This is a genomic window from Arthrobacter sp. zg-Y238 (assembly GCF_024385525.1).
Lineage (GTDB): Bacteria > Actinomycetota > Actinomycetes > Actinomycetales > Micrococcaceae > Arthrobacter_B > Arthrobacter_B jinronghuae.
Genome location: NZ_JANFLU010000010.1, coordinates 455,168 through 470,876 on the forward strand (window position 1 = coordinate 455,168; position 15,709 = coordinate 470,876).

12 protein-coding genes and 2 pseudogenes are annotated in these 15,709 nt (G+C 66.0%); 9 read left to right on the top strand and 5 right to left on the bottom strand.

The features are described from left to right. Positions 1 to 242 precede the first annotated feature (242 nt). From NNX38_RS11135 to NNX38_RS11155, 5 genes and pseudogenes are all read right to left on the bottom strand, one after another. Positions 243 to 1,568 carry a DUF4192 domain-containing protein gene (locus tag NNX38_RS11135; protein WP_255798045.1) on the bottom strand — a complete coding sequence of 442 codons (1,326 nt, stop codon included), beginning with the start codon at positions 1,566 to 1,568 and terminating at the stop codon, positions 243 to 245. A 156-nt stretch (positions 1,569 to 1,724) separates the two neighbouring features. After that, on the bottom strand, positions 1,725 to 2,480 hold the full coding sequence (locus NNX38_RS11140) for an ABC transporter permease (RefSeq protein ID WP_255798046.1): 756 nt from the start codon (positions 2,478 to 2,480) through the stop codon (positions 1,725 to 1,727). Positions 2,481 to 2,494: 14 nt separating this feature from the next. After that, positions 2,495 to 3,253, bottom strand: coding sequence for an ABC transporter ATP-binding protein (locus NNX38_RS11145; protein WP_255798047.1), 759 nt, complete (start codon positions 3,251 to 3,253; stop codon positions 2,495 to 2,497). 57 nt (positions 3,254 to 3,310) lie between these two features. Beyond that, a complete protein-coding gene (locus NNX38_RS11150) occupies positions 3,311 to 4,648 on the bottom strand; it encodes a nitrate/nitrite transporter (RefSeq protein WP_255798048.1) in 1,338 nt (445 codons plus the stop codon). Positions 4,649 to 4,882: 234 nt separating this feature from the next. After that, a pseudogene (locus NNX38_RS11155) lies at positions 4,883 to 5,776 on the bottom strand (proteasome assembly chaperone family protein); the annotation flags it as partial. Between the two features lie 263 nt (positions 5,777 to 6,039). Here NNX38_RS11155 and NNX38_RS11160 point away from each other — a divergent pair. From NNX38_RS11160 to ureC, 9 genes and pseudogenes are all read left to right on the top strand, one after another. Further along, a complete protein-coding gene (locus tag NNX38_RS11160) occupies positions 6,040 to 7,569 on the top strand; it encodes a leucyl aminopeptidase (RefSeq protein WP_255798049.1) in 1,530 nt (509 codons plus the stop codon). Positions 7,570 to 7,758: 189 nt separating this feature from the next. Then, the gene (gene lpdA / locus NNX38_RS11165) at positions 7,759 to 9,141 is read left to right on the top strand and encodes a dihydrolipoyl dehydrogenase (protein ID WP_255798050.1); all 1,383 of its coding nucleotides are present in this window, start codon (positions 7,759 to 7,761) and stop codon (positions 9,139 to 9,141) included. A gap of 121 nt (positions 9,142 to 9,262) precedes the next feature. Next, on the top strand, positions 9,263 to 11,032 hold the full coding sequence (gene sucB, locus NNX38_RS11170) for a 2-oxoglutarate dehydrogenase, E2 component, dihydrolipoamide succinyltransferase (protein ID WP_255798051.1): 1,770 nt from the start codon (positions 9,263 to 9,265) through the stop codon (positions 11,030 to 11,032). A gap of 165 nt (positions 11,033 to 11,197) precedes the next feature. Continuing rightward, positions 11,198 to 11,545, top strand: a complete 348-nt coding sequence (locus tag NNX38_RS11175; protein ID WP_255765854.1) for a hypothetical protein — start codon at positions 11,198 to 11,200, stop codon at positions 11,543 to 11,545. An 81-nt stretch (positions 11,546 to 11,626) separates the two neighbouring features. Then, entirely contained in the window at positions 11,627 to 12,055 is a 429-nt protein-coding gene (locus NNX38_RS11180; protein ID WP_255798052.1) for an OsmC family protein, read from the top strand. A 219-nt stretch (positions 12,056 to 12,274) separates the two neighbouring features. Next, entirely contained in the window at positions 12,275 to 12,580 is a 306-nt protein-coding gene (locus NNX38_RS11185; RefSeq protein ID WP_255798053.1) for an urease subunit gamma, read from the top strand. Between the two features lies 1 nt (position 12,581). Further along, complete coding sequence (locus NNX38_RS11190) at positions 12,582 to 13,478, top strand: hypothetical protein (RefSeq protein ID WP_255798054.1); 897 nt, start codon at positions 12,582 to 12,584, stop codon at positions 13,476 to 13,478. A 60-nt stretch (positions 13,479 to 13,538) separates the two neighbouring features. Next, positions 13,539 to 13,847 (top strand): annotated as a pseudogene (locus NNX38_RS11195) (urease subunit beta); the annotation flags it as partial. Between the two features lie 137 nt (positions 13,848 to 13,984). Continuing rightward, entirely contained in the window at positions 13,985 to 15,709 is a 1,725-nt protein-coding gene (ureC, locus tag NNX38_RS11200) for an urease subunit alpha (protein ID WP_255798056.1), read from the top strand.

The window sequence follows — 15,709 nt, forward strand, 5'->3', positions numbered from 1 at the left end:
TTCGGTTTGGCTTGCTCTCAATAGAACAAACCGTGCCGGTGTATTGTTCCGCAAGCCACAGGGACTGGCAGTTCAAAGGACACTTGATACACGAACCCGACCGGGTCTCGGTTCCCATTGTCGCACGTTTTCCGCCCCGCCACCGCACCGGCGCACCTTATCGGCGCACTCCGCGGGCCTGTTCCGCCGTGCAGCTTTTCCCCGCTGGTTCTCGTTGCACACCGGTTCGTCCGGGTCCCGGTCTAGCCGTCCGGCGTGCCCGGCCATGACCCGTCCCGGGAGCCGGTCCAGTCCGGAAGGATTCCCGTGCCCAGCAGTTCACGCAGCAGCAAGGCAAGACGGTAGCCGGGGCGCACATCGAGTGCGTGCTGCAGATGGAGGTGCGCCCGTGAGCCGCGTCCCCTGGCCCACTCCATCCAGGCAAGCAGTGAAAGCAGCGCCGCCTTGGCGTCTTCGTCCGCCGCGGGCACGAGATCCGAGAAAACGCCGTACGCCCGGTCCAGCCGGTTCCAGTCCGGGGCACTCCCTCTGCCCACCAGCATGCTGCGGAAGTCCGCGGCTGCTTTGGACTGTCTGCGAGCGCGCGGGAGAAGGGGAACGACGCCGGGTCCGGAGAGGCCGTGGTCTGCTGCCCCGGGAAGGACAACAGGATGGACCTGGCGGCGGACCATGCCGTTGGCTTCTGCGCCGTAAACGGCTGCGGCGTGGCCCGCAGCAGTCTGGACAAGCAGGGCATCGCGGATACCGCGGTCGCAGAGGCTCGCCAGGAGAAACCCGGCACATTCGGAATCGCGGTGCAGCAGGTTCCGGGAGCCGGCGTCCGGCTCGGCTGTGTCTTCGGCGTACGGGACAGCACCGGCATCGAGGCCGTGGCCTGCAAAACATCTGCCCCACAACTCCAGGGTGCGGCGGAACTGCTCCCGTTCACACCAATTCGCGGCCATTTGCTTCCCGAAGCGTGCCTGGCTCACCGCTACCTCGCCCCGGTTGGGCCACTGCGCCGGGAAAGACTCCCCCACCGCTTTTTCCAGGGATGCCGCGAAGGCACTCCCCCGGTACACCAGTTCCGTGTTCAGCATGCTGTCTGCAATCTGCGACCTGGGCGCCCCCGGCCAGGGGCAGCAGTCCGGTTGGGTGCAGAAGTAGTCCCGCCAGGTGTCCGGCCCTACCAGCCAGCCATCCTGCAGCGGGATGCCGGCGGCGGCCAGGTCCTTCTCCAGGCGACGGACCAACGGCCGGTAGGGCGGATGCGCGGGGTCTTTCCACGGCAGGTCCGTATACAGCGCCAGCAGCACGCCGTCGGCCTCGGTGTCCGAGGCCAGGAACCGGGAGGCCGTGGCGGAATAGGCGGCATCCGCCCCTTTGGGTGCCGGCCCCGGCCGCGGCGCCTTACGCGGCGGGAGGTCCACCCGCAGCGTCGCACCGAGCCGGCCACCGCATAGTGCCATGAGCACCAGGGACTCGCGCGGCTCGAAGCCCAAAGTATGTGGAATCAGGCTGAGGATGTCAGCCGGAGCGTTGACGCGGTAGGGGTTCCGCGGGGTGCCGTTGGCCGGTTCTGTGCTCATGCCCCAAGGTTGCCCGGGAATCCGCGGTCGCTGCAGGGCAGGCCCGGAATCTGTGCACCCGGCGCCGGCTCAGCCGCCTCGTCGGCGGCGGTGGAGGAAAAGTGGCCGGCCGCGGGCCGGGCCGACAGGCCCGCCCGCCGGGCGGCAGCGGAGGGATCATTTCCAGCGGAACACCTTTGCGGCCACCACGGTGCATGAAGCGGTCCAGAAGAGCATAACGAGGAAGGGAGCGGCCGTGACGGTGCCTCCGTACCAGCCGGCTGTCAGTGCCTGGGTCATGGCACCGAGCGGGGTGAAGGACGCAACCTGCCGGACACCTTCCGGCATCAGCGGCCCGGGTGTCCATAATCCGGCGGTGAACATGCATCCCATAAACACCAGGAATCCGATGCCGTAGGCGTTCTGGGCGGTCCCGGCGAGGGCGGCAATGAGTGATCCCACGGCCATCATGGCGGCAACGCCGAAAACCACCACGAGGACAACCAGTCCGGGACTGCTCGGCATCCGGCTGTCGAAGGCAATCCTGGCGAGCAGGACGGTGACGGACACCGCGACGGCAAGCGCCACGCCGCTGACGATCCATTGGGCGAACAGGATGCGGTGCGCGCCGACCGGTGTCACGCCCAGCCGGCGCAGCACTCCGGTCTCCCGGTAACCGCTGATCGCGGACGGGTAATTGGTTACCGCCACACTGGCCAGTGCCACCGCTATGGACAACGGCACGAGCAGGTCGATGGGGCGCAGGGCGGCATAGACGGGATCCGTGCCTCCCATCGGGACGCGTGTGTTGGGAATGACGAAGCCCTGGAGCAGCAGAATGGCCGAGGGCAGCACCAATGCCATGAAAATGCTCACCGGGTTGCGCAGATACAGTGTGGCTTCAGTGCGCGTCAGCGCTCCCAGGGCTCGCATGCTCCACTTTCCCTTCAGTCGGCTGCCGTCTGCTCGATGAAGGCCAGATACGCATCCTCGAGAGCACCGGGCTCGGCGGCGTTCCTGCCGGAAAGGGCGAGCAGTTCCGCCGGTGTGCCCACGAACCGTGTCCGGCCGGCGTCGATAATCGCCAGGCGGTCGCAGAGCCGCTCGACGTCGTCGAGGTAGTGGGTGACGAGGACGACCGTGATGCCGCCGTCCTTCACCCGTTGAATCAACTGCCGCACGTCGCGCCGGCCTTGCGGATCCAGCCCGGTGGTCAACTCGTCGAACACGACCACGCCGGGATTGCCGATGAGCGCCAGGGCGATTGAGAGGCGCTGCTTCTGTCCGCCGGAAAGCTTGCCGAAGGGGCGTTTGCGGTGTTCGTCCAGCCCGACGGTGCGCAGCAGTTCCGGCACATCGGCCGGTGCGGGGTAAAAAGCGGCGAACAGCCGCAGCGCCTCCTCCACGCGCAGGGCGGGAGGCAGAGCGGCGGCCTGGAGCTGATAGCCGACCCGCTCGCGTACGGTTGCCCGGTCAGCCGCGGGATCCACGCCCAGTACCGTGATGCGTCCGCTGTCCGGCCGCAGCGTGCCGGCCACGCACTCCACGGTTGTGGTCTTGCCGGCGCCGTTGGGGCCGAGAATTCCGAAGGCTTCACCCGCGTCGATTGAAAACGTGACGTCTTCGAGCGCCGTGACATTCCGGAAAGCCTTGGCTATCCCGCTCACGCTTACCACCGTGCCGGCAGGCACCCGCGCCCTGGTCATGCGGATCATTTTGGCGGGGGGCTGCGCAAGGGTCAAGGGTGGAGGGCGCCCGCGGCCCTACTGCGGACCTGGACCTCCCCGTTCCCCGCGGCGGCGCTGCCGTTCGCGGGCCAGTGCGGCGCGGAGCGGCGGCAGCGGCGATCCTTCGTCGGCCAGCCGCCTGCGGATCTGCCCCCGGGTCCGGAGAATGCCCGCGACCCCTACCGCCATCACGGCAAACTGCACGGACAAGGCAATCCGGAAGGAGTCCAGGGCGTACAGGTTCCCCCCTGAAAAGCCGCTGTTATTCAACACGTCCAGCACCACGCCGATCAGGTACATGCTGACCAGCGAGGCAATGAAGCCGCCGATGTTCACAATCCCGGTGGCGGTCCCCAGCCGGGCACTGGGGTTGTAGGTCCGGGCAAAATCGAAGCCGATCATGGACCCGGGGCCGCCGACGGCCAGCAGCGCCACGAGGAGGACCAACAGCCACAGCGGCGCCGGGCCGGGATAAAGCAGGACGGCGGCCCACCCGGCCGCCATGGCGCCGGCGATCAGCAGCACCATAGTGGAGCGGCGCAGCGGGTGTCTGCCCACCCAGGACCCCATCCACGGCCCGCAGACAATCGCGACCACCACGAAGAAAGCCATGAGGCCCGATGCGACGGCGGAAGACACGCCTTCGGCACTGACCAGGTAGGGGAACCCCCACATCATGACGAAAACCGTGCCGGGGAACTGCACGGTGTAATGGGTCCACATGCCCAGGCGCGTCCCCGGCTGGGCGAACGCCTCTGCCAGTGAGGTGCCGGTCTGCCGCAGCGGCAGCGGGACGGGCGCCTCACCGCCGGCCGGCCGGTTCCGCACGCAGGCCAAGGTCAGGACCAGGGCAAGCAGGGACAGGGAGGCAGCGGAGACAAAGGCCGTGCTCCACCCGAACCGGTGCAGCACATAGGCGAAAGGAATTGCGCTGGCAATCTGCCCCAGCTGGCCGACAATGCCGGTGTACTGGGTCAGGACGGGGATTTTCCTGCCGGAGAACCAGGCCGGAAGGAGCCGCAGCACGGAGATGAAGGTGAGCGCGTCGCCGGCACCCACCAGGGAACGCCCGAGGATTCCGGCGCCGACGGATTCGGCAGCAGCCAGCTGGAGCTGTCCGGCAAGCATCAGCGCCGCTCCCCCGGCGATCAGCAGCCGCGGGCCGAAGCGGTCCACCAGCACCCCTACGGGTATCTGCAGCCCCGCATAGACCAGCAGCTGCACCACCGTAAAGACGGACAGGACGGAGGCGGTCGCCGAGAAGCGCTCAGTGGCTTCGATGCCGGCCACACCGAACGACGTCCGCTGGGTCACCGCCACCATGTAGGCAAAGACGCCTACGCCCCAGACAATCCAGGCACGTGTTCCGTTCATCGGCACACCTGCCCGGGACGGGGGCCCGGACCGGGGCCGGGACCGGGGCCGGGATGCGCGGCGTCAGGCCGTGCCGGTCCGCCCGTTCCCGTCGTCGCTGCCGTGGCCCTCGACCGTGCCCTCGGTGGCATCTGGTGCATTCTCCTGATCCGCGTTATCGCTCGGTTCGCTGTTCTGGGCGTCATGCTGGTTCTCGGGCCACAGCGCCTCGGATTCTTCTTCGGCCTGCGGGCTGGCCAGGTACGCCTCCACCGCGGCTCCGATTTCCTCGGCGTCTGCCAGTTCGTCGTTGCCCTTGACCAGCAGGGAGCGCCGGACGGTGCTTTCGGTGTACTGGTCGTAACGCTTCTCGAGGGTTGCCACTACGCCCTTGACCTCCGCAGATGCCTCCACCTGTTCGGTGATCTGGCGTTCCACGTCCCGGCCTGCCTCGCGCAGCCGGTCCGTCGGCAGCACCAGTGAAGCGGCAGCCCCGAGGTACTCGAGTCCGGCCACGGCTGCGGGCGGGAACTCCGCCTCGGCCAGGTAGTGCGGTACGTGCACCACGTGGCCGACGACGTCGACCCCGGCCTCGACCAGCCGGAGCTCCAGGACGTGTCCGACGGCGGCCTGTACCTGCGCGATCGGCGTCCAGGAGCTGATCCCTTCCACCAGGTCGGGCCGGTTGCCGTGCGTGGTGACGCCGATCGGGCGGGTGTGCGGGACGGGCATCGGAATCGAATGGACCCAGCAGACCAGGGCCACGTCGAACGCCTTCACCAAATGCACTACGGCCGCCGTGAAACGTTCCCACTGCAGGTCCGGCTCGAAGCCGGTCAGGAACAGGAACGGCTCCCCCAGCCCGTCATACATCCGGTGCAGCTCAAGCCGCGGCGGCTCGTAGTCGCTGAGGTGGTCCTCGATAAAGGAAATCTGCGGCCGGCGGTTGCGGTAGTCGATCAGCTGGTCCGAGTCGAACGTCGCCACCAGGTCATGGTCCAGGGCATCAAACAGCTCATCCCGGATCTGGCTGACCACGTGGCCGGCCTCGGCGAAGCCGGTGAAACCGACGAGGAGCTTCAAGCCGGAGAGGTCCCCGGACTCCGCGACCTCCGGATTCAGATTAAACAGGGTCAACGGATCCAGCATGTCTTACCCCTCCCGGGAACTCGCGTGCGCTCTCGGCACAGGAAGGTGACGACCGGTGATTCCGGCTGCTTTAAACCGTTGCTGTGCCCTTACTCAAGGGTAAACGTCCGGACGCGTGCGTTTCATTCCGGGACCGGGGCCGGCCTTTGTTCCTTAGCCCCTGCGCAGCAGCTAAGGAGCAACGTTGCGGCATGCGGGCGTTCTTCAGACTACGATCGGTGTGGTAAACGCAGAGCAACACAGAAACGTGAGGAAGCAGCTTCGTGAACAAAGCCAGTGAACCCAGCCTGTCGGCAGTATCCAGGGACGGGCGGAAGGTTGCCGCCAGCGCACTCGTGATCGGCGTCGGCCAGACCCCCGACGGCCCGGTCCTGATCGAAAGCCCGCTTTCCCCCAAGGCGTCTGCCGCCCTGGCTGCTTCACTGCCGCTGCTCGGCGTCACCGGTGCAGTTGACGAAGTCCACCGCCTGCCGGGCCTGCCCGAGGCAGATGCCGACATGCTGGTCCTTACCGGCCTCGGCAAGGTTTCGGCCGGCGTCGCCCTGACCGAGGAAGCCCTGCGCCGCGCCGCCGGTTCGGCTGTCCGCCAGATTGCCGGCACCGGATCCGTCGCCCTCGCACTGCCGGCCGGCACCGTGGCCGATGCCGCCGCCGTCGCCGAAGGTGCCCTGCTCGGCGCGTACAGCTTCACCGAACACCGCAGTGCCGCCACCGCGGACAAGATTCCGGCGCCGGTTTCGGAGATCACCGTTATCACTGCAGCCGCTGACGAGAAGGGCCTTCGGCCCGCCCTCGAACGCGCCCGTATCCTCGGCCGCGCGGTCAACGCCACCCGGACCCTGGTCAACCAGCCGCCGAGCCACCTCTACCCGGAGACCTTCGCCGCCGCCGCAAAGGACCTGGCCAAGTCGCTGCCCGTCAAGGTCACCGTGATGGACGAAAAGAAGCTTGAGCGCGAAGGCTTCGGCGGCATCCTCGGGGTGGGCAAGGGATCGGCCCGTCCCCCGCGCCTGGTGAAGCTCGAATACGCGCCGCTGCGCTCGAAGGCCAAGCTGGCACTCGTCGGCAAGGGCATCACCTTCGACTCCGGCGGACTGTCCCTCAAGCCGGCCGCCGGCATGGAGGCGATGAAATCGGATATGGGCGGGGCCGCCGTCGTGCTGAACGCGCTGCTCGCCATCGCCGAACTGGGGCTTCCCATCAAGGTGACGTCCTGGCTCTGCATTGCCGAGAACATGCCCTCGGGCACGGCGCAGCGCCCCTCCGACGTAATGACCACCTACGGCGGCCGCACTGTCGAAGTCCTGAACACGGACGCCGAGGGCCGGCTGGTGATGGCCGACGGTCTTGTGGCTGCCAGCGAGGAAGCCCCTGACGCGATCATCGACGTCGCCACGCTGACCGGTGCCCAGATGATTGCGTTGGGCAAACGCGTTTCGGCAGTCATGGGTGAAGAAGGAGTCCGGGACGCCGTCAAGGCAGCTGCGGACCGCGCAGGCGAGCTGTTCTGGGCGATGCCGATTCCGGAAGAGCTGCGGGCGAGCCTGGATTCCCAGGTGGCGGATATCGCCAACCACGGGGAGCGTTTCGGCGGCATGATGACGGCCGCCACCTTCCTGCGGGAATTCGTCGGCGAAGTCAACGGAACCAAGATCCCGTGGGCGCACCTGGACATTGCGGGACCGGCTTTCAACGACGGCGCCCCCTACGGTTACACCCCCAAGGAAGGCACCGGCGTCGCCGTCCGCACCCTGGTGGCCTACGCGGAGGACGTCGTGGCGCGCGCCTCATAGCATCCAATACGGTTCCGTGAAACGGAACTGACGCTTGTGGCAGGTGTTTCTCATTACACTTCGCCCCCTACTGCCTGTGTCCAAGTGGATGCCGGTGGTAGGGGGCGATAGGGTGAGGACTGATCACAAACGCCCAATAACTCATCGGCGCGCATGGGCGCGTCAACGAATACGCGAGGGAGCGTCCAAGTGGCCGATAAGGCAGCTGCGCAAGAGTTCGACATCCTGATCCTCGGCGGAGGCAGCGGCGGCTACGCCGCGGCACTGCGCTCCGTGGAGCTGGGATTCTCCGTAGGTCTGATTGAAAAGGGAAAGCTGGGCGGGACCTGCCTTCACAACGGCTGCATCCCCACCAAGGCGCTGCTGCACTCCGCTGAAATCGCGGAGAACGCCAAGACGGCCTCGAAGTACGGCATCAACGCCACCTTCGACTCCATCGACATGACTGCAGTGAACTCCTACAAGGACAACATCATTGCGGGCAAGTTCCGCGGCCTGCAGGGCCTGATCAAGTCCAAGGGCATCACGGTCATCGAGGGCGAGGGCAAGCTCACCAGCGAAAAGACCATCGAGGTCAACGGTGAGACCTACACCGGCAAGAACATCATCCTGGCCACCGGTTCCTACTCCCGTTCACTGCCGGGCCTGGAAATCGGCGGCAAGGTCATCACCTCCGACCAGGCCCTGAAGATGGACACCGTGCCCAAGAGCGCGGTCATCCTCGGCGGCGGCGTCATCGGCGTCGAATTCGCCTCGGTCTGGAACTCCTTCGGCGTGGACGTCACCATCGTCGAGGGCCTGCCCTCCCTGGTCCCCAACGAAGACGCAGCCATCATCAAGCAGCTTGAACGCGCGTACAAAAAGCGCGGCATCAAGTTCAGCACGGGCATCTTCTTCGACAACGTCCAGCAGAACGACGACGGCGTCGTCGTCACCCTGGCCGATGGCAAGACCTTCGAAGCCGACCTGATGCTCGTTGCCGTGGGCCGCGGCCCCGTCACCGCCAACCTGGGCTACGAAGAAGCCGGGCTGACGATGGACCGCGGATTCGTCATCACGAACGACCGCCTGCACACCGGCGTCGGCAACATCTACGCCGTGGGCGACATCGTTCCCGGCCTGCAGCTGGCCCACCGCGGCTTCCAGCAGGGTATTTTCGTTGCCGAGGAAATCGCCGGCCTGAAGCCCGTTGTGGTTGACGACGTCAACATCCCCAAGGTCACCTACTGCGAGCCGGAAATCGCCTCCGTCGGCCTGACCGAAGCCAAGGCCAAGGAGAAGCTGGGCGCCGAAAACGTCGAGGTCCAGGAGTACAACCTGGCCGGCAACGGCAAGACCTCCATCCTCGGCTCCTCCGGCCTCATCAAGATGGTCCGCGAGAAGGATGGCCCCATCGTGGGTGTGCACATGATCGGCGGCCGTATCGGCGAGCAGATCGGCGAAGCCCAGTTGATCGTTAACTGGGAGGCGTACCCTGAGGATATTGCCAGCCTGATCCACGGCCACCCGACGCAGAACGAGGCTATCGGCGAGGCCGCCATGGCACTGGCCGGCAAGCCCCTTCACGGTTAACACCTAAGATTCACTTCCCCGGGCCGCATTCCGCCTCGCGGCTGCGGCCCGGGGGAAATCATCACCAGCACCAGCGGCACGGCTGGTCACAAAAGATCTATCAAGGAGAAACGGGGACAATATGTCTGAAACCGTGAACTTACCAGCCCTCGGCGAGTCCGTCACCGAAGGCACCGTCACCCGCTGGCTGAAGAACGTGGGCGACCGCGTCGAGGTCGACGAGCCGCTGCTCGAGGTATCCACCGACAAGGTCGATACGGAAATCCCCTCCCCCGTTGCCGGCGTGATCGAGGAAATCCTCGTGGCCGAAGACGAAACCGCAGAGGTCGGCGCTGCGCTTGTACGCATCGGTGACGGCTCCGGTTCCGGCGAGCAGCTGGACGACGGCGGCAGCGCCGCCAACCAGGAAGCTCCGGCCGAAGAGGCCCCTGCCGAGGAAGCACCGGCCCCTGCGGCCGAAGAGGCTCCGGCTGCTGAAGAAGCTCCCGCGGAGAGCGGCTCCGGCGAAGGCACCGAGGTCACCCTCCCCGCCCTCGGCGAATCCGTCACCGAAGGCACCGTCACCCGCTGGCTCAAGGCCGTCGGCGACGACGTCGAAATGGACGAGCCGCTGCTCGAGGTTTCCACCGACAAGGTCGACACCGAGATCCCTTCCCCGGTAGCCGGCAAGCTGCTGGAAATCCGGGTTAACGAAGACGACACGGCCGAGGTCGGTTCCGTCCTGGCCGTCATCGGATCGGGTGCTGCGGCCCCGGCCAAGGCCGAGCCCAAGGGAGCCGAGCCGGTAGCGGCCGCTTCCAAGGACGAGCGCGAAGCTCCGGCCGTCGAGCCGGAAAAGAAGGAAGAGCCCAAGGCCCCGAAGCAGGAAGCTCCGAAGGCTGAAGCTCCCAAGCAGGAAGCCCCCAAGGCTGAGGCTCCGAAGCAGGAGGCTTCCAACGACGGCGGCACCTATGTGACCCCGCTGGTGCGCAAGCTCGCCAACGAACACGGCGTCGACCTGTCCAGCATCAAGGGTTCCGGCGTTGCCGGACGCATCCGCAAGCAGGACGTGCTTGAAGCGGCTGAGGCCAAGAAGGCCGCCTCGCAGCAGCCCGCCGCGTCCGCCCCTGCAGCCTCCGCCGCCCCCGAAAAGGCAGCACCGGCGCAGATCAGCGAAGCCAGCGCGAAGCTCCGCGGCACCACGGTCAAGGCACCGCGCATCCGCCAGACCATCGCGCGCCGCATGCGCGAGTCCCTGGAGGAGTCGGCACAGCTGACCCAGGTGCACGAGGTCGACATGACCCGCATTGCAGCCCTGCGCCAGAAGGCCAAGGGCAACTTCCAGCAGCAGAACGGCGCGAAGCTCACCTTCCTGCCGTTCATTGCCAAGGCAGTTGTCGAAGGCCTGAAGCAGCACCCGGTCCTCAACGCCTCGTACAACAACGAGACGCAGGAAATCACGTACCACGACGCCGAGCACCTCGCGATCGCCGTGGACACCGAGAAGGGCCTGCTGGTTCCGGTCATCAACGATGCCGGTGACCTCAACATCACCGGGCTGGCCAAGAAGATTGCCGACGTCGGCAGCCGCACGCGTAACAACAAGATCGGCCCCGACGAGCTCTCCGGCGGCACGTTCACCATCACGAACATCGGCAGCGTCGGAGCCCTCTTCGACACGCCGATCATCAACCAGCCGCAGGTCGGCATCCTGGGCACCGGCGCGATCGTCAAGCGTCCCATGGTTGTCACCGACGCCGAGGGCAATGACAACATTGCCATCCGCTCGATGATGTACCTCTCCCTGACGTACGACCACCGCCTGGTGGACGGCGCCGATGCAGGCCGCTTCCTGCAGACGCTGAAGGCACGCCTGGAAGAAGGCAACTTCGAGGCAGACCTGGGGCTCTAGTTCCGGTTCCGCTTAGGCAGGGCGCTCTCCCGTTACCGGGAGGGCGCCCTGCGCCGTTTCTACGGGTTGGTCGCCCCTACGGAACTCCTCTACATGTTGTAGAAAAGTTACCTGCGTCCTATGCATTCCTCAGGGTTCCCGACTTCCAGTCGGTAAACTGGCCTTATGGACTTCCTTCACAGCTTCCTTGTTTTCCTGCACATCCTCGGTGCAGCCATCATTGTCGGCATCTGGTTTGCCCGCATCAAGAATCCGACCGTGCTGCCCGGCCAGTTCCACGCAGCACTGCTGCAGCTGGTCACCGGCCTGGCGCTGGTGGCGCTGAATGAGATGGGCGACGGCGACGTCAACCACCTGAAGGTGGGTATCAAGCTGCTGATCACCCTGGTGATTGCCGTACTGGCCTTCATCGGACAGCGCCGCTACAAGAAGGACGAGCCGGTGTCCTCCGGACTCGCAAACGGCGTGGGCATCCTTGCGATCATCAACATTGCCGTAGCCACTATGTGGTAGTCCGCACAACAGCGGAAATAGGATGGGATGGTGCGCCGGCTTGTTGCCGGCCCCGTCCCATCACTGTTTAAGGAGACCCCCATGGCTACAGTCCGTTCAGCCCACACCGTCTGGAACGGCGACCTCTTCAACGGCAAGGGAGACGTCACCCTCGACTCCTCCGGACTCGGCACCTACGACGTCACGTGGAAGGCCCGCGCCGAAGAAGCCAACGGCAAGACCAGCCCTGAGGAACTTATTGCCGCGGCCCACTCGGCCTGCTTCTCGATGGCCTTCAGTAACGCGCTTGCCGAGGCAGGCAAGACGGCGGAGCGGATTTCCACATCCGCTGACGTGACCTTCGTTCCGGGCACGGGCATCACCGGCAGCCACCTTGTGGTCAGTGCCGTGGTACCCGGACTGACGGCGGAGCAGTTTGACGATATTGCCGAGTCGGCGAAGACCGGCTGCCCGGTCTCGCAGGCGCTGGCCGGCATCGAGATCACCATGGACGCGACGCTCGAGTCCTAAGCCTTCACGCCCCCGGGGCCCGGCCCCCCCCCGCAGCGGTCCCGGCCGCACCGCGAGGCGGCGGGCGGGCCCCCCCGAATACCGGATTGCACGCCGGCTTCCGGCAGGACGGGGTGTTGGTCGCAGCAGGGCCCGCGTAGCGTGGTTTTCAAGCGAGCTTGGCCCCTGTGCCAAGGGAGCGGTTTCGACCGGACCGCAACTGCGTCTGAAGGTAAAGAGATGAACCTTACTCCCAAAGAAATCGACAAGCTTTACGTGTACCAAGTGGCGGATTTGGCCCGGAAGCGGCGCGACCGGGGCACCAAGCTGAATGTCAGCGAGGCAACCGCCCTCATCTGCGAGGCAATTCTGGAGGGTGCCCGCGACGGCAGGACCGTGGCCGAGGTGATGGAGCTCGGCAAGAACATCGTCTCCGAAAGCCAATGCATGGACGGCGTGCGTGAGAGGCTGCCGCTCCTGCAGATCGAGGCAACCTTCGTCGACGGCAGCAAGCTCGTCTCCTGTCACGATCCCATCGGGGTGTGACTTGACCTGGCCCATCGAGCCGGGTGCGACGGTGGTGCTGGTCGGAGGACATGAGAGCGACAACGGGGTGGATCTGTCCTTCATCACGGCTTCCGTTCCGGGCGCCCTCATTACCCCCGCGGGCCGACCGCTGCACAATGTCCTCACGCGGCTGCGTGGGGACAGGGCCGACGGAGCGGACCTTGCGCCCGTCGTGGTGCTGCCGATGACCTTCGGCCGTAACCCGACCCTCGTCGCGGACACGGCGAAGACGCTCCGCTGGCTGGAAGCAGGAGCAGTCCCGCACGGTGCCGCCCGGGCCCCGCTGGCCCTGGCGGACGAATTCGGCACCCGCGACCATCTCACGGCGTGGCTTCGGACCGCCGCCGTGGAGGTGCGCAGGCTGGCCCCGGAGGCGGCAGTGCTGATCGTCGCGGACGCCGCCAATCCCTTCGATGATGCGGAGCTCTACCGCATCGCGCATCTGGTGCGCACGCACGGGGCGGGCAACTTGGTGGAGGTAGCCGCTGTCACCGACGCGGATGCACTCCTGGCGGCCGTACGGAGGCTGGGTCTTCTCGGCAGCACGGAAACGGTGGTTGTTCCCGCAGGATTTCGGCGGGTGGCCACCGTGCACGGTGAAGCGGTGCCCTTCGGCGAGGGAGGTTTCGCCGAGGCCCGGTTCTACGGTGCACTGCTGAGCGAGCAGGCGGTGCTTCGCGTTATCGGTGAGCGTGTTCGCGACGCACTGCACAACCTCAGCCACGGCTCCACCGGTATTGACGCCGGACTGCAGGCTGATCACGGTCACGGTTACGCGCACTCACACGCCTTTGACGCGGACAGCGGCCATCCCCACAACCACGGGGCGGCCAACAGCCACCCGCATCACCACCCCGCCCCGATCCGTTCGAGTTGACCGCAAATCCCATCGAAACGCCACGTGCAGCGACGCTGCGCCGCAAGGGAAGGAAAAACCATGCTGGGCAGCCCCACCTACCACCACAAGCAAGAGGACATCGAGATCAACGCCGGCAGGCCAAGCGTCACTCTGCTGGTGAGCAACACCGGTGACCGGGCCGTGCAGGTCGGCTCGCATTTTCACTTCTTCGAAACCAACAAGGCGCTTTTGTTCGAACGCGAACTGGCCTACGGCATGCACCTCGATGTGCCGGCGGGCACCGGGATCCGCTTCGAAGCAGGTGACACCCGCGAGGTGACCCTCACCGCGTACGCCGGAAACCGGCGGGTCATTGGCTTCAACAACCTCGTCGACGGCGGCCTCGACTCTGCGGCCACGAAGATCCGCGCCATGGCGCGGATGAAGGAGCTCGGATTTTCCGACGGAAAACCGAGCTCCAAACCCAGTGCAAACAACGCGGGCCCTGCAGCACAAACGGGCCGCCCGGAAGAGGGGAAGAAGTGATGGCGAAAATCTCGCGCAAGCAGTATACCGATCTCTTTGGTCCGACCACCGGCGACCGGGTCCACCTGGCGGACAGCAATCTGGTGATCGAGATCGAGAAGGATTACAACGAGGGCCATTACGGTGACGAGGTGGTCTACGGCGGCGGCAAGACCGCACGTGACGGCATGGCGGCCGATCCCCAGGCAACCTCCGCGGAAGGCGTGCTTGATCTGGTGATCACCAACGCAATCATCTTGGACCCGGTGCTGGGTGTCATTAAGGGCGACATCGGTGTGCGTGACGGCAAGATCGCCGGTATCGGCAAGTCCGGAAACCCGCACACCCAGAGCGGAGTCGATCCGCGCCTGGTGGTTGGCCCCGGGACCGAACTGCTGGCCGGCGAGCACTTCATCGCCACCCCCGGCGGCATCGACTCACACGTGCACTATATTTCGCCGGAACAGGCGCTGGCTGCCCTCTCCAACGGCATCACGACCCTCTTCGGCGGCGGCACGGGACCCACCGACGGCACCAACGGCGTCACCACCACTCCCGGCGTCTGGAATCTCGCCCGGCTGCTGGAATCGGCCGAAGGGATGCCGGTCAACATGGGCTTCCTCGGCAAGGGGAACGGCTCGCTGCCCGATGCCCTGATAGAACAGGTCGAGGCCGGAGCATGCGGACTCAAGGTACACGAGGACTACGGCACGACGCCGGCTGCGCTCAGCAACGCACTCTCCGTGGCCGATGACTACGATGTGCAGATCTCGGTGCATACAGACAGCCTCAACGAGGCCGGTTATGTGGAGAACACCCTTGACGCCATCGACGGCCGCACCATCCACACCTTCCACACCGAGGGTGCCGGCGGCGGCCACGCCCCGGACATCATCAAGGTGGCCGGCCACCCGAACGTGCTCCCGTCCTCGACGAACCCGACCCTGCCCTACACCGTCAATTCAGTGGATGAACTGCTCGACATGGTGATGGTTTGTCACCACCTCTCCCACGACGTCCCCGAAGACGTCGCCTTCGCGGATTCCCGGGTGCGGGCCGAGACGATCTCCGCGGAGACGGTTTTCCACGATGAAGGGATCATTTCGATGGTCTCGTCCGACTCCCAGGCAATGGGTCGCATCGGCGAATCGTTTATGCGCACCTTCCAGATCGCCCACCACTGCAAGGACCAGCGTGGCGCACTGCCGGAGGACAGCGGCGACAACGATAATTTCCGGGTGCTGCGCTTCCTCGCCAAGATCACGATCAACCCGGCCATCACCCAGGGCGTGTCCGACTACATCGGCTCGCTGGAGGCCGGCAAGATAGCCGACATCGTGCTTTGGCCGATCCAATCCTTCGGCGCCAAGCCCCGGCTGATCGTCAAGGGCGGCTTGATCAACTGGGCACTGATGGGTGATCCGAATGCCTCGCTGCCCACCCCGCAGCCCGTGTTTTACCGGCCCATGTTCGGTGCGCAGGGCAAGGCGCTGCAGAGCACACGGGTGACTTTCATGTCGAAGGCGGCCATCGACAAGGGCGTGCCGGAGCGGCTCGGACTGGAGAGCCAGGTGCTGCCGGTGCAACGCTGCCGCGGCATCGGCAAGGAGCACATGGTCCGCAACAACGCGACGCCTGTGATCGAGGTGGACCCGGAGACATACGACGTGACGTACAACGGCACGCTGGCCACCATCCCGCCGGCCCAGTCCCTGCCGATGACCCAGCTGTTCTTCCTCGCGTAG

What these genes read in the sequence shown, in the direction of transcription:
- NNX38_RS11135 (WP_255798045.1), bottom strand. Translation starts at nt 1,568, where the DNA reads ATGAGCACAGAACCGGCCAACGGCACCCCGCGGAACCCCTACCGCGTC.
- NNX38_RS11140 (WP_255798046.1), bottom strand. Translation starts at nt 2,480, where the DNA reads ATGCGAGCCCTGGGAGCGCTGACGCGCACTGAAGCCACACTGTATCTG.
- NNX38_RS11145 (WP_255798047.1), bottom strand. Translation starts at nt 3,253, where the DNA reads ATGACCAGGGCGCGGGTGCCTGCCGGCACGGTGGTAAGCGTGAGCGGG.
- NNX38_RS11150 (WP_255798048.1), bottom strand. Translation starts at nt 4,648, where the DNA reads ATGAACGGAACACGTGCCTGGATTGTCTGGGGCGTAGGCGTCTTTGCC.
- sucB (WP_255798051.1), top strand. Translation starts at nt 9,263, where the DNA reads ATGTCTGAAACCGTGAACTTACCAGCCCTCGGCGAGTCCGTCACCGAA.
- NNX38_RS11175 (WP_255765854.1), top strand. Translation starts at nt 11,198, where the DNA reads ATGGACTTCCTTCACAGCTTCCTTGTTTTCCTGCACATCCTCGGTGCA.
- NNX38_RS11180 (WP_255798052.1), top strand. Translation starts at nt 11,627, where the DNA reads ATGGCTACAGTCCGTTCAGCCCACACCGTCTGGAACGGCGACCTCTTC.
- NNX38_RS11185 (WP_255798053.1), top strand. Translation starts at nt 12,275, where the DNA reads ATGAACCTTACTCCCAAAGAAATCGACAAGCTTTACGTGTACCAAGTG.
- ureC (WP_255798056.1), top strand. Translation starts at nt 13,985, where the DNA reads ATGGCGAAAATCTCGCGCAAGCAGTATACCGATCTCTTTGGTCCGACC.